At 61.0% G+C, this 23298-nt stretch carries 14 protein-coding genes and 1 pseudogene; 3 read left to right on the top strand and 12 right to left on the bottom strand.

Annotation, left to right across the window (positions count from 1 at the left end; translation table 11 throughout):
- The 6 genes and pseudogenes from I2E13_RS10035 to I2E13_RS10010 all read right to left on the bottom strand — a co-directional run.
- A partial coding sequence (locus tag I2E13_RS10035) for a DEAD/DEAH box helicase family protein (protein ID WP_195405005.1) occupies positions 1 to 2691 on the bottom strand: 2691 nt, incomplete at its 3' end.
- Between the two features lie 2 nt (positions 2692 to 2693).
- Positions 2694 to 4004 carry a restriction endonuclease subunit S gene (locus I2E13_RS10030; protein WP_117655014.1) on the bottom strand — a complete coding sequence of 437 codons (1311 nt, stop codon included), beginning with the start codon at positions 4002 to 4004 and terminating at the stop codon, positions 2694 to 2696.
- Entirely contained in the window at positions 4001 to 5326 is a 1326-nt protein-coding gene (locus tag I2E13_RS11155; RefSeq protein WP_267472498.1) for an HsdM family class I SAM-dependent methyltransferase, read from the bottom strand. The genes I2E13_RS10030 and I2E13_RS11155 overlap by 4 nt, the downstream gene beginning before the upstream one ends.
- Positions 5293 to 6075: pseudogene (locus I2E13_RS11150) on the bottom strand (type I restriction-modification system subunit M N-terminal domain-containing protein); the annotation flags it as partial. The pseudogene I2E13_RS11150 and the gene I2E13_RS11155, both read right to left, overlap by 34 nt.
- Before the next feature lie 218 nt (positions 6076 to 6293).
- Positions 6294 to 8780 (bottom strand): hypothetical protein, encoded by a 2487-nt coding sequence (locus I2E13_RS10015; protein WP_195405003.1) that lies wholly within the window; start codon positions 8778 to 8780, stop codon positions 6294 to 6296.
- Positions 8781 to 9105: 325 nt separating this feature from the next.
- Positions 9106 to 9765 (bottom strand): 3'-5' exonuclease, encoded by a 660-nt coding sequence (locus tag I2E13_RS10010; RefSeq protein WP_195405002.1) that lies wholly within the window; start codon positions 9763 to 9765, stop codon positions 9106 to 9108.
- Between the two features lie 91 nt (positions 9766 to 9856).
- Between I2E13_RS10010 and I2E13_RS11145 the strand changes: the two genes are divergently transcribed.
- Positions 9857 to 9982: a hypothetical protein gene (locus tag I2E13_RS11145; protein ID WP_267472497.1), complete on the top strand. Its 126-nt coding sequence runs from the start codon at positions 9857 to 9859 to the stop codon at positions 9980 to 9982.
- A gap of 143 nt (positions 9983 to 10125) precedes the next feature.
- On the opposite strand, the gene I2E13_RS10005 is transcribed toward I2E13_RS11145, so the two are convergent.
- The gene (locus I2E13_RS10005; protein ID WP_117655018.1) at positions 10126 to 10767 is read right to left on the bottom strand and encodes an SIMPL domain-containing protein; all 642 of its coding nucleotides are present in this window, start codon (positions 10765 to 10767) and stop codon (positions 10126 to 10128) included.
- A 650-nt stretch (positions 10768 to 11417) separates the two neighbouring features.
- On the opposite strand from I2E13_RS10005, the gene I2E13_RS10000 reads away from it, so the two are divergent.
- Complete coding sequence (locus I2E13_RS10000; protein WP_195405001.1) at positions 11418 to 12416, top strand: hypothetical protein; 999 nt, start codon at positions 11418 to 11420, stop codon at positions 12414 to 12416.
- Between the two features lie 344 nt (positions 12417 to 12760).
- On the opposite strand, the gene xdh is transcribed toward I2E13_RS10000, so the two are convergent.
- From xdh to I2E13_RS09975, 5 genes are all read right to left on the bottom strand, one after another.
- On the bottom strand, positions 12761 to 15538 hold the full coding sequence (gene xdh / locus I2E13_RS09995; RefSeq protein ID WP_195405000.1) for a selenium-dependent xanthine dehydrogenase: 2778 nt from the start codon (positions 15536 to 15538) through the stop codon (positions 12761 to 12763).
- Between the two features lie 12 nt (positions 15539 to 15550).
- A complete protein-coding gene (locus tag I2E13_RS09990) occupies positions 15551 to 16030 on the bottom strand; it encodes a 4Fe-4S binding protein (RefSeq protein ID WP_117655021.1) in 480 nt (159 codons plus the stop codon).
- Between the two features lie 11 nt (positions 16031 to 16041).
- On the bottom strand, positions 16042 to 19041 hold the full coding sequence (gene ygfK / locus I2E13_RS09985) for a putative selenate reductase subunit YgfK (protein WP_195404999.1): 3000 nt from the start codon (positions 19039 to 19041) through the stop codon (positions 16042 to 16044).
- A gap of 150 nt (positions 19042 to 19191) precedes the next feature.
- Complete coding sequence (ssnA, locus tag I2E13_RS09980) at positions 19192 to 20547, bottom strand: putative aminohydrolase SsnA (RefSeq protein WP_195404998.1); 1356 nt, start codon at positions 20545 to 20547, stop codon at positions 19192 to 19194.
- Between the two features lie 195 nt (positions 20548 to 20742).
- Positions 20743 to 22137, bottom strand: a complete 1395-nt coding sequence (locus I2E13_RS09975; RefSeq protein WP_089572468.1) for a uracil-xanthine permease family protein — start codon at positions 22135 to 22137, stop codon at positions 20743 to 20745.
- Between the two features lie 352 nt (positions 22138 to 22489).
- Between I2E13_RS09975 and I2E13_RS09970 the strand changes: the two genes are divergently transcribed.
- Positions 22490 to 23146, top strand: coding sequence for a helix-turn-helix transcriptional regulator (locus I2E13_RS09970; protein ID WP_271817641.1), 657 nt, complete (start codon positions 22490 to 22492; stop codon positions 23144 to 23146).
- The last annotated feature ends 152 nt before the right edge of the window (positions 23147 to 23298 follow it).

Here is a 23298-nt window from a genome sequence, read left to right as displayed (position 1 = left end):
GAATCCGGCGCATCCGCGTTGGCGCGATTGGCGAAAATACGTTGGTGAAAATGGTGAAAAATATATTGACGCTAACACGGTCCTGTAGGCATCGCTCTCCTCACCGGCTGCGAGGCCCTTGGACCTGTAGAGCGCCTCCTTGAACCCCTCGACGTCTCGCGTCGCGTACACGTCGGCCGCGTCGAGGGCGTCCTTCAGGTCGTAGACGATGTTCGGGTCCTGGGCCGTGCTCATCGTCGCGCCCTTGTCGTAGGTCTTGAAGGCGGCGAGAACCGTCTCGGGGTCGTTCACGAAGTCGACGACGAAGACCCCGTCCTTGCCGGAGCACGTCCTGTTGACGCGCGAGTAGGTCTGCACGATCTCGATGGCGTTGCCGAGCGGCTTGTCGACGTAGAGGGCGACTAGCTTCTTCTGGTCGAACCCGGTCTGGAACTTGTTGGCCACGATGAGCAGCCTGCTCTCAGGGCGGTCGAACGCCCTCTCGACCGGGCCCTGCCCGGTCGGGTTCATGTTGGCCTCGGTGTACTCGTATCCGCGCTCGATGAGGGCGAACGGGTTGTCCTCGAGGTACTCGTCCTCGGGCAGGACGCACCTGTCGCCCAGGACCTTCTGGGAGAAGGCGACGAGCGGCTCGCCGGGCACCTTGAAGCGCAGCTTCGGCTCGACCTTGGCGGGGTCGAGGTCCGGACGGGCGCGGAGGTACGCCTCTATCGCGTACTTGTAGCGCACGACCTCGGGACGCCCGGAGGTGACGATCATGGCCTTGGCCTCGCCGTTCAGGAGCGGAGCCACGTTGTCGACGAAGTGGTCGATGATCCACTTGGCCTTCTCCATGACGTTCGTCGGGTGGAGCGAGCGCCACTTGGCGATCTTCCTCCTGGCGCGGCGCTCGTCGACGAGTCTGCCGTCGGCGTCCTCGGACTCGTCCTCGATCCTCGTGAGGGTGCGCAGGGGCACGTATCCCGAGAGCGGGTCGATGATGTAGCCCTCCTCGATCGCCTGCCGCATCGGGTAGAGGTGGAAGCTGCCCATGACCGGATTGCCGTCCTCGTCCTCCTCGCCCGTGGGCGTGCCGAACAGGGTCTTTGTCTCGGCCTTTGGGGTCGCTGTGAACGCGAGGAAAGAGACGTTCGGCGGCATGAGGTTGCTCGCCTGCATCTGGGCGAAGTAGGCATCCATGACCGACCCGCCGTCGTCCGAGTCCTCATCGAAGTCGAGCATCCTCTCGAACTTCAGCTTGTCCGCCGCCGCGTTGAAGGCGGTCTTGAGGGACGCCGCCGAGCTGCCCTCCTGAGAGCTGTGCGCCTCGTCGACGATCACCGCGAATCCGGAGCCGTCAAGCTCGGGCAGCGCCGCGATGTCCGGCCACGCGTAAAGGAACGTCTGGATGGTGACCACGACGATCTCCCTCTTCTGCCGAAGGGCCTCGACGAGCTGGGAGCTCTTGGAGCCGTCGGCGACGGCGCTGCCCCTCTCGTCGCGGCCGACCATGACGACCTGACCGGTCACCTTGGAGAGCTGGGAGATGGTCTTCTTTATGTTCTGGTCAAGCGACAGCCTGTCGGTGACCACCACGACGCTGGAGAACATCTTCTCTCCGTCCGCGCGGCGGAGCCTCGCGAGGTCGTGCGCGGCCCAGGAGATGGTCTCGGTCTTGCCGGAGCCGGCCGAGTGCTCGATGAGGTAGCGGCGTCCCGCCCCATGCTCCCGCGCGTCGGCCAGGACCTTCCTCTCTGCGTCAAACTGGTGGTAGCGCGGGAAGATCTGGGTCGCCGTCTTGCGCCAGCGGCCCGTCGCGTCCTGCCTGTCCTCGATCTCCTCGAAGACGAAGCGGTCGAAGATGGACAGCCAGTTGTCTCGCTGGAGGATGGTGTCCCAGAGGTAGTGGGTCCTGTACTCGCCCTCGGGCGCGTCCGGGTTGCCGGCCCCGCCGTCGCGGCCCAGGTTGAACGGGAGGAAGCGGGGCTTCGCCGACCTGCTCGGGAAGGGGCCGAGGTTCGTGCACATCCAGACCTCGTCCTCGGAGACTGCGAAGTGGACCACGGCGCCCCTCTTGTACATGAGCAGCGAGTTCTTCCTGCCGCCGTCGGGCTCTATGGGCCTGCGCTCGTCGACGTACTCGTCGATGGCGTCACGCACGGTCTGGGTGAGCTCGGTCTTGACCTCGCCGGTGGCGACGGGGATGCCGTTGACGAACAGAGCGAAGTCGAGAGACTTGCTCCCGGCGGTCTGGTAGTGAACCTGGTGCATGAAGCGCAGGATGTTGGCGTCGTAGCGCTCCCTCGCCCCGGGCACGCGCTCGTCGTCCGGGTAGCCAGCCATGCACTCGATGGTCTGGTAACCGGCCACCTGGAATCCCTTGCGTAGCGTGAGAACGGTACCGTTTCTCTCCAGGCTCTTCACGAGCGCGCGGCGCAGCTGGTCCTCCCACCTCGCGCCCTTCTCTCGGCGCATCTTGTCGAGCTTCTCCGGCGCGGTGGCCTCGAGCCAGGCGACGAAGTCGTCGAACACGAGTGCGTCGTTCGGGTCGAACCCCGTATCGTCAGGTGAGAGGGCCCAGCCCGCGCCGCCGAGGGCAGCGACCTTTCGGGAGATGTAGCGCTCGAAGGCATCCTCCTGGTGAATCTTGCGGCGGCCGCTGTACTCGACGTCGCGGCGCTCATATGCACTGTCTATGTCGACTCTTGTCATGGCTATGCCTCCGTGCAGTCGATCTTGCCGGTGACGGCGTGGTGGATGACGGACTTGCGGTACTCGCCGAGCTTCTCGATGAGCTGCTCCTGGCGTGAGATTGCCTCGTCGATGGCCACGCAGCGCTCGTCGAGGTAGGCCGCTATCCTTTTTTGCTCTTCTAAAGGTGGTAAAGGAACGACGAAGTTGTTAAATGCGTTGGTTTGTAGTCGCATGCGCCCCTTGTCAGCAACTCCATTTGCTGAACCGAAAAACACCCGATTGAGGTAGCACATCTGGAAGAGGTAGAGGTAGTAACTCGGGTTGCTTACCGCAAGGTCACGGGCTGAAAACACTCGGTAGTCAGGACTTGTCACTCCTTCATAGCGAGATATATCCACCCAACCTGTTAAGAGGTCCATGTGGTTCATCGCAAAATCGCCAGGATGTACGAGTTGATAATGTGAGTATGTTTCAGCAAATTGCCCTTTTCCTGTGCTGAAATCTTTGGGCCTAATTCCATCTTGTGTAATCGACAGAACTGTCAATCCTTCAACCCCGGCAATTCGTTTTGTAATTTGAAATAGAGCTTTGAGCTTGGAGGTCTGCCAATTAGAGGGAATTTGATCTACCCACTTAATGTCGCTGTCTTTCATCTCTGCGGTTGGGTCGAGGCCCTTTGTCACAGCATGCGCGATGAGGGACTTCTTGTACTCCTTGAGCCTCTCTATGACCTTTTGGCGCTTCTTCACGTCATCGTCGATGGCCGCGCAGCGCTCGTCGAGGTAGGAGACGATACGGCGTTGGACATCACAAGGCGGGACTGTGACGTAGGTCTCGTGCAGGTTGCCTTGGTTAACGTGAAAAACTTTCACATCGATCAAGTCGCGCCGAATCTGCCAGCGCCACATGTCGGTAGAGAAAAGATATGCAAGGTACTTATTCTCAACCTCGTCAACCGGAGAGAGGAGCAGGGTATCGCCTCCGGGATTAACCGGCCGCTCAGAATCGTTGTATATGCAGTCTCCGCACCCGGCAAGGTCCTCTGATGTGCAGGCGAAGATAAAGGAACCTTTCTCGGAATATTTCAGCCCTTTTGGAACCATGCCCGTAGGGACGTGCTTTATGAGCTCTTCGTGGATACCGAATCTATTGTTTAACTTCGAATGCACTTGGGCGTAATTGACGACGGGAGCTCCTTCGTCAACTAAGTCAGCCCTAGTGACGGTCATTCCCTTGCTGCTCATAAAAAGCCTCGGCAACGGCACCATGTTCCAGCCGTCCGGCACCTCACCGAACCACTCAGCACTGTTTATCTCCCTTCTCGTCCTCATGCCAGGAACCCCCTCATGAGCGAGCCGAGGCCGTCCTCGAGCTCGAGAATCTCCTTCGCGATGACCTCGGGGGCACGGGGGCTCTCGTACTTGTAGAAGTACCTGTTGAACGAGATCGACGTGCCGACCACGCCCACCCCACCGTCGCCAAGCGGGTTGGCCGTGAGACCCGTCTTGTTGTCGAACTTGGGCTCGTCCCTTACCGACCCGTCCACCACGGCGTCGGGAGCGTAGGGCAGCACCTCGCTCGCCATGTAGTCGTCGATTTCCATGCCGATTGGAATGTTTTCCGTGTCCTTGAGCTCGGGGTCGAACACCGGGTTGCCCTTCGCATCGACCGCCGGCTCCGCGGAGGGGTCTTGCCGACCGAACACCTTGACGAGTGCCTCGACGAGCTTCGTCTTCTGTGGCTTGGGCTTCTCGATCGCTTTGTGAAGCTTCTCGGTCGCAGCCAGGACCTCGCTGTATGTGAGCGAGGCGCCCTCGTTCTTCTCAACCCAGGAGCGAATGGCGGCGCGGCTCGCGTCCGACAGCTTCTCCATGGGCTTGCTGAGGGTAAAGAGGGCATCCAGCCCATCGGCCGAGGGCTCAATGACAACGCGCAGCGGGCGCTGCGTGGTCACCTTGCGGTACATGAAGTCCTCGACGGGAACGATGACCGACCTGCCGTGGTCGTGCCCGTCTACGTAGGTGCGCACGATCCACGCGGCCTGGTCCTCGCCGACCTCGTAGCGCTTGTTCCCCTGGCTCTTGCGCAGGGCGGTCTTCTCCTCCGAGGCGTCGATGAGCTGCACGTACCCCTTGCGGTTCTCCGGCTTGTGGTTGTTGAGCACCCAGATGTAGGTTGCGATGCCCGTGCGGTAGAAGATCTCGGTCGGCAGCTTCACGATGCAGTCAACGAGGTCCTCGCTGAACAGCCAGCGGCGGATGCCCGATGGCCCGCTGCCGGCATCCCCGTTGAACAGCGGGGAACCCGAGAGCACGATGGCCGCCTTGCCGCCGCCTTCCTCGGGCGGCGCCATCTTCGCCGCGACGTTCTGCATGAAGAGCATGCTGCCGTCGTCAATGTCGGGCTTGCCGGCGCCGAACCTGCCCTCGAAGCCGCGTCCCATCTCCTCGAGGACGACGTCCTTCTCCTTCTTCCACTCCTTGCCGTAGGGCGGGTTCGTGAGCTGGTAGTTGAAGGTGCGTCCCTCGAACCTGTCGTCGTCGAGGTGTCGCCGAGCATGATGCCGGCCGACAGGTCGGTCATCTGGTCGAGCACGTCTCCCGAGCCCCCGGCGATGTTGCGCAGCATAAGGGCTGCCTTGCCCATGGCCCATGTCGCGTCCTCGAGCTCCTGGCCGTAGGGGACGATCTTGGTTGGGCTGCTGAAGTGCCCTTTGTCGTGCCACTCGTCGAGCTGGTCGAGCGCGTCGCAGATGAAGCCGCAGGTGCCGCAGCTGCCGTCGTAGAGCGTGCGGATGTCGCCGTTGTCGGCGTTGAGCAGCGTGTCCTCGTTTGCGAAGAGCAGCGCGGTTGCGAGGCGGGCGACGTCCTTGGGCGTCATGAAGTCCTCGGCGTCCTGCGAGATCTCCTCGCCGTATCGCTGGATGAGGTGCTCGTAGATGTCGGTCATCATGCGGTCGGAGACCGTCTCGGGCCCGAGGTCGAAGCCCGAGAAGCGTGTGCACACCTCGTAGAGCATGCCCTTCTCGTCGAGCTTCTCGCAGGTCTGCCGCATCTCGAAGCGCTGCAGGACCTCGCGGGCGTTCGCGGAGAAGCCGTTGATGTAGGCCATGAGGGCGTCGTAGGTCTTCGTCGCCCCGAGGTTGGAGAGTGTGAAGCTCGTGACGTTGTAGAAGCAGTGGCCGGAGAGGGCGCAGTACTTCGGGTCGTCGTCGTCCCAGACCCCCTTGGCGGCCTGTCTGCTCACGGCCGCCCGCGTCGGCTCGAGGGCGCACTCGAAGCGCCTCAGCACGGCGAATGGGAGGATGAGCTTGTTGTAGTCGGCGGGGCGAATGACATCACGCACGTAGTTCGCGATGCTCCATATCTCGTTCACGTAGTCGAACGCGGTCTTATCGGCCATGGTTGGACCTCTCTGCGAAAAATAGAATTCCAACCATGTATTTTACAACCGAAAGCCATGATTTGAGCTTTCGGCCAACCAATAGTTTAACAAATCTGGTAAGTGGTATCACCAATCACTGATTTATTGACCCAACCAGTAATTTTACATACCCAAACAAAATAAACCCCGGCGACTCATATCAGAGGCCATTCCCGGGGCATCAATATGCAGTGTACCTATTCATCACCCGATGCCGGCAAGCTGTTGAGCGGCTCACCCTCACCGGCGGTGCCAAGGCGCCTCTGCATCTTCTCGATCTGCTTAAGGGTCGAAGTCAAATACCCAAGACCCTTCTTCAGTTGCTTAAGCAACTTGCCATCCTTGCGATTTCCCTTTCCGTTCTCCTTCTCGACATCTTCTTCAATGCCAGCGATGCCGCGCTGCACGGCCTCGGCTGCTTTCCGCACCAAAATGGCCCCCTCATGCGGGCAGCGGTCAGTAGCCACATCAAGAAAAGCAAGGAGCCTCGAACATTCGACGAGCACGAGCTGCGCGTAGTCCTCCCCCATCGATGCCGCCAAGGCAACGCCGCCGGAACCCAATAGACCAAGCGCGGCACCGCCGCCCGTAATCAAAGCAGTGCCACCGGCCATGCCCATGCCGCCGGCGGCCAAGGCCCCACCGCCAGCTGCAGCAAGGCTCGCATTGACAAGCGCAGCCCCGTGAAGGCCGGCAAATGAGCCTCCGAAGATACCGACAGCAATATCCGGAGCGAGTACCGCGGCCGCCCCTCCTGCGCCTACGGCCGCCGCCACGACAATGACGCCGCCCACCAAGAACTTTGGCAATGTACCTGAAAGCTCGCGGAAGCGTGTCCCGCAACGTTTCTCGAGAGAACGTATGGCGTCCAAATCAACCGCGTCTTGTCTCCTGGGAAATTCGTGTTTAACCCAAGATCCACTCTCCTTCAAACCTTTGTATTCCTTTTTCTCTTCATCTCCCATCTGGGAATAGGGGCGAAACTCAACCAACTCCTGTGCAACAAGCAAGGCACGCACTTTACCGCCTCGCCGCCGCGAAACTGTCTCAAGGGCTCCGTACGCATCTTCCTCGCTCAAAAAGTAGCCGTCTGCATCAATGCCTAGGCCATCCGCGACCGAATCCTGCCACGCGCGGGCCCAGCTCCTCTTTTGCCCTTTGCGCACTTCGTTCTTCTCGTTCCCGCAGTCGTAGTTGATGGCGGCAAGCTTCAGCGAGAAGGCAATCCTCGTCGTTTCTCTATCTAGGCTATAAAAGTGAAATCTATCGAAGATATCCTGGCGGCGCCTGGCGCGCTCAGTCCAAGCCTCGGACATTTCCTCCGCCATATAGCCCCAGTCGGCATGGAGGGCAAACGCAAGGCGTCCAACTCCAACGTAGTTTATTCGCAAGAAGAGCTTCTGGGCGAACACGACCTTGTTCCCCTCGCATTCGATACCCGCCCTGGCCGCCGCCGTCGCTAGATTCACCAAAACGAACGAAGTGCTCGAAACCGTGACCATGCGAGTGAGAACCCTGCTGTTATAGGGCATGAAATGCGAAGCCTTGAGCTTTTGCAAGCCGGAAACCTTGCTCACTTCGCAACGTTCCAGCTCGGCCTTGAGCCTTGAAAGCATGTAGAGACAACGAACGATAACCTCGTTGGCCACGACTGCTGGCACCTGGCTTAAAGCTTGATCGAGCAGGCCGACTTCCGTCCGAAGGTCGAAGCGAATGGGCTTGCCGTCCTCGGTTTTGAACGCCGTTCCGTTAAACAGCTTTGAGATCCATTGCTGAATGCGAATATCCTCGCCCTTATAGGCAATCTGCATGTCTTGAAAAACAGGCAGGGAGGAGAGCTCCTTTAGCAGGGACAGCACGACGCCGGGAATGCCCGTCCCCTTACCGGGGTTTGAACTAGACCCCGCCATGTCGCTCACGAGATGCATCGCCCAGAACAGAGTGCCAAACGCGATCTTCTCTGGAACGTTCCTGCCTACAAGAGGGCAGTCGGGATCGAAGGCGGCGGCAGGCAGGTCAAAGGCGACAAACCGGCCGGCCGTATCGGTACCATAGCCTTTGCAGGTGAATTGCGAGAGGATCGAACACGCAAGGCCAACCAAGCTCGGGTGGTGCGAGAAATCCCGCAGATGATGTTGGAGCCCGCCGCCAAACTCGGCAGTCAGCTTGTCCGTGGCAAGAGGAAACTCTTTCTCTAGAAAGCGAATAGCGTCTTCTAGAGTTGCATCCGCCTTTGTCATACCCGCAGACTTGGCAATCGTAAGAACGAATTTGCCAACCTTCTCGTCGCTCCACTCTTTGGCACCCTCTAGGTTGAAGTCTTTCTGCCAAAGGATATTCAACGCACCCGTGAGGAGCCCGCTAACGGCTGCAAGTTCATAGTCGAGCTTCGTAGCCCTTTCAGCCCGAGGGTCAAAATCAAAGAGGACCTCCTCCCCATCGGGAGCGTCCTTAAAACCAACCAGCACGGCGCTACCGTTCAGCGGCACAGATGTAACTTTGGGCAGTTGAGGCATGGCGTAAACTATCTCGCCAGCACTAAAAACAAGTTCGTCTGCCATACCGGCTTCCTCCTGCAAACGCGTAAAATCAGATTGCTCTACGCCGCCAAATCCCTCTTCGTAGAAGTATTCGAAAATCTCGGTGATGCAGTTGCTCAGAACCTCGTCGGGATAGTTCGCCACTGGCAGCCTATACACCTCATTGTGCACGATGACGCACGCAGCGTCACGGGTCTCTGCCTATTCGTCCAGCGAATCATGTTAGCAAGCCGCTCTTCGATAATGGAAGCCATCTCGATGTCCACGCTCTTGACCTGCTTGGTCCCAGCGAGTGTCAGCGCGTCCTTGAGTAGGATCCCAAACGCAGTCTTCTGCTGCTGATCCTAGAATCCTTCGCGCAACCATTCCGTCCGCTTGTCGCCAAATGAGCCTCCTACCTCCCCTCCGCCTTCAGCTTCAGCAGCAGGTCACCCAGCTCGAGGCACTTGCTGGAAAGGCGCGTCTGGGCTCACTCGCCCATCCCCCACCGCTGGCGGACTTCCTGGGCGCGCGGACTCACGTGATAGTCCCCCTCCATCATCTGCTTGAGCAGCTTGGCGGTCACGCGCGCATCGGCTAAGGCGCTGTGGGCGTGGCCCGTCGACTCGTCGAACTCGATGCCAAACCACGTCGCCGCGTCACTCAAAGAGACGCACCCGTGGCTGCCAACGTCCATGATCGAGATGTAAAACGCCTGTATGTCGGCCCAGTCCGTAGGAAATGCGGAAAGATCGATGTGCTTTGCCTGGCACTCGGTCAAAAGCTGTCGACGGTCCGTCCCACTCCAGCAAACCACCTGGGCGGAGTAGCGACCGACCCAATCGCTGAGCCTTTTGATCACCACGTAGAGCAGATCGGCCATCGCGGTGTCCACAGCCGATATCCCCGTAAGCTCGCGGACGGGAAACGCAACGCCTTCGGTAAATTCCGTCTGCACAAACTGCGAGAACTCGCCCATAACGTTGCCGTGGTAATCGAGCTTGACGGCGCCGACCTCGATAATCTCGTTGCGCAGTCCACGACGCTGGCGCTGCTTTGGCACCGGCGCAAACTCAAAGTCCAGCACGATCTGGCGCGCAAAGTTCGTCGTATCGATAGCCGAGATACCCGGCGTCTTTTCAGCTGACAAGGTTAGGGCCTTTCTCCGTTGCTTGCCGCTTGCTACATAGCTACATAGGCGGCTACATTGCCGTAAGAATAGGCGCCCACGCGGACATGAAATGACCAATCTGATTGATTTCGTGAAGCTCCTGACCGCTTTGGTCTCGCTCCTCACGGCGCTTATCGGGCTTACCGAGGCACTCAAGCAGCGTGCGAAGCATAAAAAGAGGGGTCGACGCCGCTAAGGCATTGACCCCTTAAACTAAGTAACGGCGCTGCCCCAGCTCTTCACCACTTGGGCTGCCGTCGACTTTATTCTACCCACGGACGTTGGGTTTAACAAATGGTTTTTCAGTCATGAAGGCTCGACGCCCACCCGACTCGTCCGCTATTCCAGCCACCACTCCACGTCCACGGAGCACTCGACCTCGATGGGTTCCGGATCCAGCACCGTTTCCCCAAGGCCTCCGGATACCCCATCGGGAGCGCCCATGGCAGCGCAGTACACCCCGCCATAATCCCCCGGCCGGCTGTTATACGAGATATGCTTGATGCCGCCCAGCTTAGCCCCCGCCGCCGCAGCAAGCGCCTGTGCATTACCGCGGGCGCGCTCGACAGCGCGGGCAATCAGGACGTCCTCCGCCGCGCGCTCATCCGCAAGTTCAAATCGAATGTTCATGTCGGCATGCGATCCGCAGGTGTTGAGCGCCGTCCACACAGCCGCACAGTCAATCGAATCGACAGGCGCGGCAACCGTGCCGTACGCATAGTAGTCGTAGCCCACGATGATTGCCCTTTTGCGCGTCGTCTGCGCATAGCAGGTGTACCGGCGACACGTTAACTCGTCATCCAGACCAAAGGGCACCAGCGCGGCGGCGACCTTGGCGCGATCGGCGTTGTAATCGTCCAGGCACGCCTCCTTGGTATCAAAGCGGCCGCCAAAGCCAATGCTAAAGATCACGCGATCGGGCATGACCTTATCCTCGATCCGGGCACCAACGCTCACATAACCGGTCTTATCCGTTGCCATGGCATCCGTCCTTTCCACGAATGGCTACGTTGCAGTAAACATAGCCGTCCGTGCGGACACAAAGTTGTGTGGCGACGCCGTGTGGGGCCCCGGGACGCATGTTCCATTTGAAGCCCCTACCGGAAAGCGAATCCCATTCTGAGCGTCGAATCCGGAACACAGTTTCCGTCTGCGGCCCCATTGGGAAAGTTCATCCCGCTCTGAGCGCTCATTCCGGGATGCAATTTCCGCTTGAGGCCCGATCCGGAAACGGCATCCCACTCTGAGGCCGAAATCTGGGACACAGTTTCCGGTTGAGGGCTGTTCCGGAAAGCGTATCCCATTCCGAGCGGCAATTCCGGGTCACAGTTTCCGCAGATACAAAACGACGATCCGCAGCCCTTATCACATGCCTTCAAACATGCAATCCAGAAACACAAAACAGCAGATAGATTGCTCTTTTTCAAAAAAGTACACGTCCCGAAACTTACCAAGACTTCATATCTAGCTACCGTTCAAGGTCGCCGATTACCGCCCACCGATTCGGATGTAAAAATGTCGCCAAAAACAGGCCATCTACCTGCATGGTTAGATTTTGGTCAGCTTTTGGTCAGTTGGGCGGCAAGTTGCGGCTGATACGTTTTTGCTACCCAAAAAGAAGGCGGTAGCTCATGACCCATTGCAATAACCAACTCATCGACCAACTGCTTACTCAAGCCGAACAAGAGGGGCGTTGCCTGATTCCCCCGAGCACGGCGATCCGAAAAGCGCTCCTTCGGCGCATCGGCGACATGGTCGTCTCGCCCATGCCGGGACTGTTCGCGCGTAAAATGCGCTGGGATAAACTCAACCGGGCGCAGCGTCATTGCGAGATTATTCGCGCCCTTGCGATCATCCACCCCGATTGGACGTTCTGCTCGTTTTCGGCCGCCTGCCTGCTGGGGCTCGAGGTCTCGTGGCGACACCTGAATGTCGTGCATGTCTGCAGCGCCACCAAGCCGTCGGCTCGCCCGGGCGCGCATGTTCAGCGGCATCAGATCGAGCCGACCGGAGCAATCCGTCTATCCGGCATATCGGTAACGCCGCCCATCCAAACGGCCACAGATTGCCTGCTGCAAACTGGTTTTGCCGACGGCATGCCCATTGCCGATTCGGCGATCTCAAAGCTCGGCCTTACACGAGAGCAGTTGATGGAGGCCGTCGAGCAACGAGCGACTGCCCGCAATGGTCGCGCGATTCGCACCGCCCTCACAACGCTTCGATATGCCGACGCTCGTGCCGAGAGCGGCGGGGAATCGGTCGCCCGAGCCGTCATGATCGAGACGGGCTTTGCGCCCGACTGGCTTCAATACGAGCTGACGGACCCCTTCGATTCGGCAAAGCCCATACGAACGGACTTTGCCTGGGAGCGCCAGGCGCGGGAACTCACGCTGGGCGAGCTCGACGGGCTCATCAAATATACCGACCAGACCATGCTGGCCGGACGCACCACCGCCGAGGCGCTCGTTGCCGAACGACAGCGTGAGGCGCACCTATCGCTCTACGGCCATCCGCTCATCCGCTTTACCATGATCGAAGTCCGTTCGGCAGGCATGCTCGCGAAAAAGCTGCAGACGGCAGGCATCCGGCAGACCGCTCTGCCGGCATGGCTCAACGAGGTGGAGTTGTAGGAGCTGCTGAGCTTATGCCCGTCTGCCTGCCAAACCGGGACACACTTTCCAGTTGAAGCTCCAACCGGAAAGTGTGTCCCACTCTGGAGCCGAATTCCGGGATGCGCTTTCCGCCAGAGGCTCTACCGGAAAGCGCATCCCATTCTGAGCATCGATTCTGGGATGTAATTTCCGCCGAGGGCTCCAAAGGGAAAGCGCATCCCATTCTGAGCGCCTATTCCGGGACGCAGCTTCCGCTCCAAGCAAAAGGCCCCGGCTCGCGATGGAGCTGGGGCCAAAGGCGCAGCATATGCAGTTGGTGTTGAGCGCGGACGGCTCATCAGCATGGCCGTCCGCGCCCTACCCTACCCGCGGTGACGGGCGCGGCTGTACGGGGTATCCACCATGGGCAGATCCGGACGCAGTTTGCCGTCAAACGCGCGGTAGGCGTTCTGCACGGCGGGCGCCGTGGGGATCGTGGCGATCTCACCGATGCCCTTGCCGCCGTATGCCACGGGCAACAGCTCGTCCTTCTCCACGTAGATGGCGTGGATATCTGGAATCTCGGGCGCACGGAACAGCCCGAGCGTGCCGTACCTTGCCTGGGGTACGCAGTCCTTGAGCGGCCAGTCCTCGGTCAGCGCATAGCCCATACCCATGAGCACGCCGCCTTCGATCTGACCCTGGATGGAGATGGGGTTGACCACCTTGCCGGAATCGTGTGCGGCATAGACTTCGCTCACGCGGCCGTCATCATCCAGAATGACCACATGTGTGGCAAAACCGTAGCAGATGTGGCTCTTGGGGTTGGGAACATCGGCGCCCAGCTTGTCGGTCGGCTCCAGATACACGTAGCCAAACTCGCATCCCTCGAGCGCCTTGATGGTGGCCGCAGGGTCCTGAGGATGCATACCCTGGCCGGCGACGAGCTCCTGCGTGCGCAGCTGATAGGCGCAACCGTCGTCGTACTCGATCTTGACGCCGTCGCCATGCGCACTCACGGGAGCATCGGGCGCAGGCTTACCGGCCTCGATGCCAACCATGGCATCGCGCAGCAAGAAGGCGGCGCCGCGCACGGCCTCGCCGGTCACGACCGTCTGACGCGAACCAGACGTGGTGCCGGAGTCGGGAGCGTTCTCGGTGGAGCACTCGCCGTTGGCGATGCAGCTCAGCGGCAGACCGCAGGCCTCGGCAACGTCCTGCAAAAAGACCGTGTTGCAGCCCTGGCCGATGTCGGACGTGGCGGCGTAGACGACGGCCACGCCGTTCTCGATGCGGATCTTGCAGCGGCCGGCATCGGGCAGGCCCACGCCCACGCCGGCGTTCTTCATGGCGCAGGCGATACCGGCGTGTCCGGGATGCGCGTAATAGGCATCCTTGACCTCGAGCAGCGTCTCCTTAAGCGCCGTGGAGCAATCGGCGATCTGGCCGTTGGGCAAAACCTCGCCCGGCTCGATGGCGTTACGGTAGCGGATCTCCCACGGATCCAGGCCGACCTTCTCGGCCAGTAGGTCGATCAGGCTCTCGAGTGCAAACTCGGACTGGCAAACGCCAAAGCCACGGTACGCGCCGGCAGGCGGGTTGTTAGTGTAGTAGCCGAAGCCGCGGATGTCGGTGTTCTGGTACTTGTAGGGGCCGACGGCATGCGTGCAGGCGCGCTCGAGCACCGGGCCGCACAGCGACGCGTAGGCGCCGGTGTCAAAGTTGATCTCGCAGTCCAGGCCGGTAAAGTTGCCCTCGGCGTCGCAACCCAGCGTAAAGGTACCGTCCATGGCATGACGCTTGGGATGGAACGCAAGCGACTCGGCACGCGTGAGCTTGCACTTCACAGGACGCTGGAACTTATATGCGGCGAGCGCGGCCAGGTGCTGGATGGACACGTCCTCCTTGCCGCCAAAGCCGCCACCCACGAGCATGGTCTCAACGACCACGCGCTCGGGCTCGTTGTCCCAGCCAAACATATGGGCGCACTCTTTGCGCGTATCGTAAGCGCCCTGGTCGGTCGACTGCACCTTGACGCCGTTCTTGTACGGGAAGGCCACGGCGCACTCGGGCTCCAAGAAGGCATGCTCGGTAAAGGGCGTGGTAAAGCGCTGCGTCACGGTAAACGCGCTCTCTGCCAGCGCCTTGGCGGCGTCGCCGCGCGTCACGTGACGGCTCTGGCACACGTTGTCCTTGAGCTCCACCGTGTTGCCAAAGGCAAAGAAGCTGTCGTGCAGGCGCGGGGCGTCGGCAGCCCTGGCCTCGACAATGTTACGCACGGGCTCCAGCGGCTCGTAATCGATCTTTACGAGCTTCTTGGCCTTCTCGAGCGTCGCCTCATCCTCGGCAACCACCAGCACGATGGCATCGCCCACGCAGCGGGTGATATCGCCCTGGGCGATCATGACGTCCCAGTCCTGGATAAGGTGGCCGACCTGGTTGACCGGCACGTCCTCGGCGCGCAAGATGCCCACCACACCGGGCAGGGCCTCGGCCTTGGAAGTATCGATGGAGAGCACGCGGGCGCGCGGATACTTGGAGCGCACGGCGCTGGCGTAGGTCAGACCCGGCTGATCGAGCTCGTCGATGTCATCGGGATACTTGCCCTCGCCGAGCACCTTCTTGCGCACGTCAATACGGAAGGCGCGCTTGCCCACGCCGTAGTCGTCGCCGCGCTCCAGGTCCTCGTCGACCTGCTTTTCGCCGCGGAGCACCGCAGCGGCCAGCGCAATGCCCTCGATAATCTTCTTGTAGCCGGTGCAACGGCAGACATTGCCGCGAATGGCGTACTTAATCTGCTCCTCGGTGGGCTCGGGGTCCTCGGCGATGAGCGCCGCACCCGCCATGACCATGCCGGGGATGCAAAAACCGCACTGCACGGCGCCCACGGCGCCAAAGGCGTACACAAAGGCCTCGCGCACGTCCTCGGGCAGGCCCTCGACGGTCACGATGTTGCGACCGGCGGCAAGAGCTGTGGTCAGCACACACGCCTTGACGGCCGCGCCGTCCACATGGATGGTGCAGGTACCGCAGGCGCCCTCGGAGCAGCCGTCCTTGGCGGAATGGATGTGCAGGTCGTCGCGCAGGTAGCGCAGCAGCGGCTTGTTTTGGGTCGTCGTGTGCTCGACACCGTTAACGGTAAAAGTGAATTCCTGTGCCATGGTGATTCCCTTCTACACGCCGGCGGCGATGCCGGTGCGGTCGTGAATGGCGCCATGCGGGCAGACGACGGCGCACATGCCGCACGACAGGCAGTCCGCGCCGTCGATATGGGCGCAGTTGTCCTCGATGCGGATAGCGCCTGCAGGGCACTTTTTGGCGCACATGCCGCAACCGATGCAGCTCGTGTCGCAGATCTTGCGCGCAATGGCACCCTTATCGGTGTTGTTGCAGCGCACCAGGATGTTCTGGTAGCCGGGAACGAAGGCAATCACGCGCTGCGGGCACGCCATGCCGCACAGGCCACAGCCCGTGCACTTTGAGCGATCCACGCGGGCGATGCCATCGACCAGCGCAATGGCGCCGTGGGGACAGGCCGTGACGCAGGCGCCACAGCCAATGCAGCCTTCGCTGCAGTGGGCGTCGCCGCCTGCGGAAGCACAGCCGCTTCCGCAGGCAACGTAGGCCACGTTATGTTGAATGGATTTGGCCATAAGAGACTCGCCTATTTCTTAAGAAGATACGGATAGCTGTCGCGCACGGCCCTGATGGTCAGGCGGACGGCCTCGGGAAGGCCGGTGTTGACGGCATCGACCGAGACGGTACGGACCGTGCCGGCAACACGGACCTTAAAGTGATCCTCGTCCACGGCCAGGAAGCCCTCGTTCTCGGAGTTCTCCATGTCCTGATCGCTCCAGAACAGGGTGAGCTTGTCCTTGTAGGGACGACCCTCCTGGTAGGGGCAGAACACGGCGCAGTTGCCGCACTCGTTGCACACGCCGTCGACATGGACGACCTGATGCTTGGCCAGGCCCGGCACCTTAATTGCCACGTTGGCGCGGTTGGGGCACACGTCGCAGCAGACCTCGCACACCGAGCCGCAGCCCAGGCAGCGGGTCTTGGTGCAATTGCGCTTGTCGCGGCACAGCGATCCCTTGCGCTCGTAGCAGGTGTCCTCGCGGACGGCCTGCTCGTTGCAGTCGGCGTACTTGTTAAAGTCCACGCCGGCGATGGCACGGGCGACCTCGGCGGCGTCGGCAATAGCCTCGACCACGGTGGCAGGACCGCGGCGGCAGTCGCCCGCAGCCCAGACGCCCTCGACGCCGGTAGAGGTGGCGGCAAGGCGACCGCGACGGTCGTGTTCGACGCCCGCGGCATCGTACAGGCTGGCGTCGATGCCCTCGCCCACGGCGCAGATCACCGTGGTGGCGGAAAGCTCGACGGTCTCGCCCGTGGCGACGGGGCTGCGACGGCCGCTTGCATCCGGCTCGCCAAGCTCCATAACATCGCAGGTCAGCACGGCACCGTTGAGCGCCTTGGGCGCCAGCAGCTCGCAGAACTCAACGCCGTCGGCAAGAGCAAGATCGAGCTCTTCCTCGTCGGCGGGCATCTGCTTCTTGGTACGGCGATACACCAGGCGCACGTTCTTCACGCCAGCCAGGCGCTTGGCCACGCGGGCGGCGTCCATGGCGGTGTTGCCGGCACCAATGACCACGACGTCCTCGCCCAGCTCAAGCTTCTCGCCCTTCTTGGCGGCCTCGAGGAACTCCAGCACGTCGAGCTCGGCACCCTCGCCCAGGCCCGCAGAGCCGGGCATCCAGGCACCGGTGGCCACGACCACGTCGGTAAAGCCCTGGGCCTTGAGCTCGTCAATGGACTCCACGTGGGCGTTGAGCTGAACCTTGGCGCCAAAGGCCAGGCAGAGCTCAGCGTCGTGCGAGATATCGTCGCTGGCGATACGGAACTCGGGGATTAAGTGACGGACCACACCGCCGAGCGAATCGCGGGCCTCAAAGATGGTGACGGGCACACCGGCACGCGTCAGGAAGAACGCCGTCGCCAGGCCGGCCGGGCCGCCGCCGATAACGGCAACGTTGCGCTCACCGTCGTTTGCGATGGCCTGGGCGCGCAGCTTGGGCAGCACGGCGGTCATGGCCTCGCGGGCGGCCTTGAGCTTGCTGGCGCGAATCTGGGCACCCTCGGGCTCGTAGAACGCACGCTCGCAGGCACGGCCGCAGGGATGCGGGCAGATGGTGCCGGTAATGAACGGCAGGGCGTTGCGCTCGATGATGATGTTGAGTGCGTCCTCGAAGCGGCCCTCGTCAACAGCCGCCAGGTAGGCGGGAATATCCTGCTGGATGGGGCAGCTCGTGCGGCACGGCGTGGTAAAGCAGTCGGAAAGTGGGCTCTTGCCGGCGACCTTGCGGTCGGGCAGCGGACGTAGCGGCTTCTTGTAGAGCGGGTTGGTGAGCGAGTCGGCCTGGATCGCGGTCACGGTCTCGAGCGAGACGCCCTCAAACGGCTTGCCATCCAGGTCGGCAAACTCGCCGGCCATCTGGCTAAAGCGCTCGTAGCCACCGGGCTTGAGCACGTCGGTCGCCAGGGTGACGGGCCAAATGCCGGCGTCATACAGGGCGCGGATGTTGTAGACCGTGGCGCCGCCGGAGTAGCTGATGCGCAGCTTGCCATCGAACTGCTCGGTAATGCGGCGGGCGGCCTCGATGGTCAGCGAGAACAGCGAACGGCCGGACATGTACATCTCGGTGGAAGGCAGCTCGTTCCTCGTCACGTCGACGGGGAAGGTGTTGGTGAGCTTGACGCCAAACTCCAGGCCGCGCTCGGCGCACAGGGCAATCAGGCGCTCGAACATGGGCACGGCGTCGGCCCACTGCAGGTCCTCGCGGAAGTGCGTGTCATCGAAGACGATGTAGTCAAAGCCCAGCTCGTTCAGGCGCTGGCGGGCAAACTCATAGCCCAGCAGCGTGGCGTTGCACTTGATGTAGGTGTTGAGGCCCTTCTCGGTGATCAGATAGGTCGCGATGCGCTCGATCTCCGCCGGCGGGCAGCCATGCAGCGTGGACTCAGTGATGGAGTTGGAGACGCGCGCCGGGATGGACTCGACAAACGCGGCATCGACATGCTCAAACTTGTCCAGGTTAGCGAGCGCCCACGTGCGGCACTCGTTCCAGACGTCGGAGCCGCTGGCGTCCTTCATGCCCTCGATGTAGGCGTCGACCTTGGGGCTCTTAATACCCTCGAGGTCATAACCCACGGACATGTTGAAGACAAAGCCGTCCGGGCTACCCAGACCGTACTCGCGAGCGATCAGGTGGCAGGCAAACCATGCCTTCACGTACTCGGCAAAGGCCTGCGGAACCTCGAGCTCGGTCGACCATTCGCAGTTGTAGCACTCGTCCTGAGCCACGATACAGGGCTTGTTGACGCACTTGGAGAGCTCCTCGCCGTCCATAACCTGGACGGTCTTGAGCTCAAAGAAGCGGGAGCCGGCCACGTAGGATGCCACGATGTTCTGGGCAAGCTGCGTATTGGGACCGGCAGCCGGGCCAAACGGAGTCTCGATGCGCTCGTCAAAAATGGGAAGCGCACCCTCCTGGTTGGTCGTGACCATCTTGCGCACGCCAAAGACGGCGCCCTGAGTCTTGTGCTCCTCGATGATCCAGTTCATCAGCTGCGAAAACGGGATCGGCCTCATGATGTCGCTCATAATGAGCTCCTCTCTGTAACGCCCGGCGAGACCGCGCGGCGGGCGCAAATACGGTGCAGCGCTAGCACAGCGCCGGCGACCCCGCGGAGGCCGCCTATGCGCGCGTCGGATGCGGCGAAACATCCGACACGCGCGAAGGTCCAATTGGAATTAGTAGGCGCGATCGTTGAGCGTGCTCCAGAGCTTCTTGGACTCGGCCATGGTCCACGCGTTGATCTTGTCCTCATCAATCCCAACGAACTCGCGATCCTTGTACAGGACGCGGCCGTTGATGATGGTGGTGCGGCAGTTTTTGCCCATCATGCCAAAGAGCATGTGGCCGTCGATATTCTCCTCGCTCAGCGGCGTAAAGGGCTTGTAGTCCATAACGATGACGTCGGCGGCAGCGCCGGCCTCGAGCACGCCGAGCTTGCGATCGAAGTACTTGCTCGCCATCTTGGCGTTGTTCTTGAAGAGCATCGTCATGGCCTCGCACCAGCCCACGTTGGGCATGGCGGCGTTGTGGCGTTGAATGATCAGGAAGACCTTGAGGCTCTCGAGCATGTCGTGGGTGTAGGCGTCGGTGCCCATGCACACGGGGATGCCGCGGCGGAAGAACTCGAGCACGGGGGCGCAGCCCACGGCGTTGCCCATATTGGATTCGGGGTTGTTAACGAGCCAGGTGCCGGACTCCTTGACGATATCCATCTCGGCGGGCGTCACGTGGATGCAGTGGCCCAGCATGGTGTCGGGACCCAGCAGGTTGTGCTGCAGCAGGCGCTCGACGGGGCTGATGCCGCCGCGGTTGAGGCGGGAATCCCACACGTCGTTCATACCCTCGCATACGTGGATGTGGAAGCCGGTCAGGCCGTTGTTGGCCTCGGCCATCTTGTCCATGGTCTCGTCCGACAGCGTAAAGGTGGCGTGACCGCCAAACATGGCGGCGATCATGTGGTTGTCGTTATCGCGACGCTCCTTGGCGGCCCACTGGGCAAACTCGGCGTTCTCGGCAATGGCCTGGTCACATTTTTCCTGGCCGCGTCGATCGGAGACCTCGTAGCACAGGCACGAACGCATGCCCAGCTCCTGAGCGGCATCCTTAATGGTAAAGAGGCTTCCCGGAATCTCGCAGAAGCTCGCATGGTGATCGAAGATCGTGGTGACGCCATCGCGGATGGAGTCAAGAATCGTGGCATAGGCGCTGGCCTTGGTGCCGTCGAGCGTCAGGTTGTCGTCGATCTTCCACCACTGCTGCTCAAGATTCTCCAGGAAATTGGTAGGGTTACAGCCCTTAATGGCAAGGCCGCGGGCCAAACCCGAGTAGATGTGGGTGTGGCAGTTGATGAGTCCGGGCATGATGAGGTTGCCCCGGGCGTCGACGTACTCGGCATCCGGGTACTTGGCCTTGAGCTCGCACTCGGGGCCCACTTCGACGATCGTATCTCCGTCAATGGCGACCGCACCGTTTGGAATGAACGGGGTCTGAGCATTGCGGGTAAAGACAGAACCGTTAGCGACCAGAAGCATGGATGCTCCCTTCAACATCAGGGGCGGGGTTTGACACCTCTGACATGGCGGAGTGCGAAGCGCCGGCCTACACCGGAAACGGGCCCTCTCCCGTCAACGCTTCACCAAAGGGACAAACCCTTTGAAGTGCGGCTTGGCGCCGCATGACGTCGGCGGACGAGGCGATGCGCCCGCCGACGAATAGCACCGAATTGGCTACTTCTTGCTCTCGGGCAAGACCAGATCCACGGCAGCGTCCTTGGCGGCATCGATGTGCTGAGCCACGACCGGCGTCTGCGGAAGGATCAGGTTAAGGACAATGGCCATGATGGCGGTGGGGGTTACGGCATTGGAGCCGATGACGGTGGATACCCAAGCGGGCATACCCTCGCCGGCAAGGCAACCGCTGGCCATCCAGATACCCAGGCCAAAGACGACGGAGGTACCGACGATGGTGGTAGTGCGCTGCGTGAGGCCCTCGCGGGTGAACATGCGCACGCCGTTCATGGTAATGGTGCCAAAGACGCCGACGGTCGCGCCGCCGATGACGGGCTGCGGGATAGCGGAAAGGACGGCAGAGAGCTGCGGGAACAGACCGGCGATGGCAAAGACGGCCGCGATGATCACAAAGACCCACTTGTTGACGACCTTGTTGGAGCAGATGATGCCCACGTTCTGGCCAAGGGCGCTGGTGGGAAGACCGCCCAGCAGGCCGCCGACCATAGAGGTGAGGCCCTGGGACACGATAGCGCCGGAGAGCTCGCGCTCGGTGGGCATACGGTCGATGGAGCCCAGGCAGGCGGCGGAGACGTCGCCGATAACCTGGATGGCAACCATGGGGAACACGACGGCGAGGGTAATGCAGACCTCGGGATCAAACTCGAGCGCATAGGGCATGAGCTTGGGAAGGGCGAAGACCTGAGCGGTGGCGACGCTTGAGAAGTCGATCATGCCAAAGGGGATGGAGACGATCATGCCAACGATCATGCCAAAGAACACGGATCCCAGCTTGAGCGTGCCCTTGCCAAAGTTGGCGAGCGCAAAGACCACGGCGAAGGTGATAAGAGCGACGCACCAGGCCTGCGGGGTGCCCCACAGTGGCGTACCCATACCGCCGGCCATATACTTGACGGCCGTGGGATACAGCGAAACGCCGATGGAGAAGATGACCGTACCGGTCACGACGGGTGGGAACAGCCACTTAATCTTGCTGTAGGCCAAACCAAAGAGGACCGCGACGGCACCGCCGACAATCTCGCCGCCCAACAGCGCGCCAAAGCTAAAGCCCGAGGCGCCCATGGCCTGCAGGGCCGGGAGGAACGCGAACGAAACGCCCATGACGATGGGCAGGCCGCCGCCGATGCGACGGAAGGGGGCAAAGGCCTGAAGGGCCGTGTCGATCGCCGAAAGAATGAGCGCGACCTGGATGATGTCGGTGCTCTGCTGGCTATTAAAGCCGTAGACGCCGGCCATGATGACAGCCGGGGTGATGATGCCGGCAAACGATGCCAGTACGTGCTGAAGGGCACACGGGATCATTTCCTTAACGGGAGGCATGCCTTCACGAGTGAACAGGGCTTCAGTGCCGTTCTTAACCGTCTCCTGGGTCATTTGACCACCAATCCTCGAAATAGTTGTTTTCGCATCTAACGCTCTATTGTGACGCAGTGCGGGGTTGAGGTTGTGCCTTCGTTGCATATCGTATTAAAGATGATTCTCATTCTCAATAATAATTTTTTGTTATCAGACTATTCTTCAGCTGAGATAATGCATTTCCGCAGGTCAGGAAAGTGTCTGGTCAAAATAGCATCTAACTTTTCTTTTGGTCAACCGTTTACCGCCAAATATCTACCGCTCATCTGCATTACGCAATGTACCTGCGGATATACGAGATGATGAGCAGCGTGTTACCATGAGAAAAAATTGTTATGAACATTTCCGATTTCACCCAAAGGAGTTGCCCGTGAACGAGACCGTACGCCGCTTTTTGCCGATGGTCGATTTCCTGGAGCAGATACTCGGCAAGAACAGCGAGATCGTGCTGCACGATTTCTCGGATCCCGACCACGCCATCGTCGATATTCGCAACGGCATCGTGAGCGGCCGTAAGATCGGCGGTCCCGCCACCGATCTGGCGCTCAAGATCATGCACGACCCCAAGTATCGCGACCTGCCGTTTATTACGGGCTACGAGGGCCGCGGCGCCGGCGGCAAAACGCTGGAGTCGGCGACGTACTTTATCCGCGAGGATAACGAGATCGTCGGTATGCTCTGCGTCAACACCGACCTCTCGACCGTGCGCTCCATCAACACCATGGCGCAACAACTCATGGCATGCTTCGACGCGGCGCCGGCGCGCACGGAGCCCGCCCCTATCGAGGTCGAAAGCCTTTCGGAGTCCACCCAGGAGCTCATCGACCGCAGCATTGCCGAGTTGCTGAGCGCGCGCGGGCTGGATGTAGCGTCGCTTGGTCAGAACGACCGCGTGGACGTCATTCGCCACCTCAACGGCAACGGGGTGTTCATGCTCAAGGGCGCCGTGGCCTGCGCTGCCACCGCGTTGGGCATCTCGGAGCCCAGCGTGTACCGCTACCTGCAAAAAGTCCGCAAGGAGGGCTAAACGTGATCTCTTGGGGACGAAGGGAAACGGATCATTTTTGTCGCATCGCTTGACAAAAGACCCTGCAGCTCGCACTGAACTGCGTCCCAAATCTTGGACGCCCTAAATAGCGACTAGGCCGCGAGGGCCTGATTCCGGAACTCCTCCGGGGT

It is taken from the genome of Collinsella aerofaciens, assembly GCF_015554145.1.
Lineage (GTDB): Bacteria > Actinomycetota > Coriobacteriia > Coriobacteriales > Coriobacteriaceae > Collinsella > Collinsella aerofaciens_AA.
This window is presented reverse-complemented; position numbering and strand designations above follow the sequence as displayed.

Bases quoted from the DNA above. Each gene is read 5' to 3' on its own strand.
- I2E13_RS10030 (WP_117655014.1), bottom strand. From the start codon at position 4,004: ATGAGGACGAGAAGGGAGATAAACAGTGCTGAGTGGTTCGGTGAGGTG.
- I2E13_RS11155 (WP_267472498.1), bottom strand. From the start codon at position 5,326: ATGGGCCATGGGCAAGGCAGCCCTTATGCTGCGCAACATCGCCGGGGG.
- I2E13_RS11145 (WP_267472497.1), top strand. From the start codon at position 9,857: ATGACCAATCTGATTGATTTCGTGAAGCTCCTGACCGCTTTGGTCTCG.
- I2E13_RS10005 (WP_117655018.1), bottom strand. From the start codon at position 10,767: ATGGCAACGGATAAGACCGGTTATGTGAGCGTTGGTGCCCGGATCGAG.
- I2E13_RS10000 (WP_195405001.1), top strand. From the start codon at position 11,418: ATGACCCATTGCAATAACCAACTCATCGACCAACTGCTTACTCAAGCC.
- xdh (WP_195405000.1), bottom strand. From the start codon at position 15,538: ATGGCACAGGAATTCACTTTTACCGTTAACGGTGTCGAGCACACGACG.
- I2E13_RS09990 (WP_117655021.1), bottom strand. From the start codon at position 16,030: ATGGCCAAATCCATTCAACATAACGTGGCCTACGTTGCCTGCGGAAGC.
- ygfK (WP_195404999.1), bottom strand. From the start codon at position 19,041: ATGAGCGACATCATGAGGCCGATCCCGTTTTCGCAGCTGATGAACTGG.
- ssnA (WP_195404998.1), bottom strand. From the start codon at position 20,547: ATGCTTCTGGTCGCTAACGGTTCTGTCTTTACCCGCAATGCTCAGACC.
- I2E13_RS09975 (WP_089572468.1), bottom strand. From the start codon at position 22,137: ATGACCCAGGAGACGGTTAAGAACGGCACTGAAGCCCTGTTCACTCGT.